The following is a 324-nucleotide window of genomic DNA, read 5'->3' on the forward strand; positions in this document are numbered from 1 at the left end:
GCTTCTCCCATAAGACGTATGCCCATAAGTCATCAGCGCCTTTGTACAGGAACTCATTTACTTCACGTTCATCCATAAAGCGTCTGTCGGTGTGGATGTACAAATTGTTCAGCAAGACCAAACGGAATCGGATTGTATTGCTTGCGCTAACTAAGGAACATACGGTCTCCCTCAGAGAGACGGCTATTCCAATCGTGCACATCATCTTTCATAGGTACTTCACGAGGTAGCCAATGCAGGTTCTCGTGCTTCTCCCATAAGACGTATGCCCATAAGTCATCAGCGCCTTTGTACAGGAACTCATTTACTTCACGTTCATCCATA

Annotated in this window: 1 protein-coding gene; it reads right to left on the minus strand. The window is 45.7% G+C overall.

Translation table 11 applies throughout. The features are described from left to right. Positions 1-146: 146 nt before the first annotated feature. Entirely contained in the window at positions 147-323 is a 177-nt protein-coding gene (locus V0R37_RS21875) for a ribonucleotide-diphosphate reductase subunit beta (protein WP_420376526.1), read from the minus strand. Position 324: the final 1 nt, after the last annotated feature.

The sequence above is a fragment of the Pollutimonas rozaliensis genome (assembly GCF_048751585.1).
Classification (GTDB): domain Bacteria; phylum Pseudomonadota; class Gammaproteobacteria; order Burkholderiales; family Burkholderiaceae_B.

Excerpts from the sequence above, each read along its gene's own strand:
- V0R37_RS21875 (WP_420376526.1), bottom strand. The coding sequence starts at position 323 with ATGGATGAACGTGAAGTAAATGAGTTCCTGTACAAAGGCGCTGATGAC.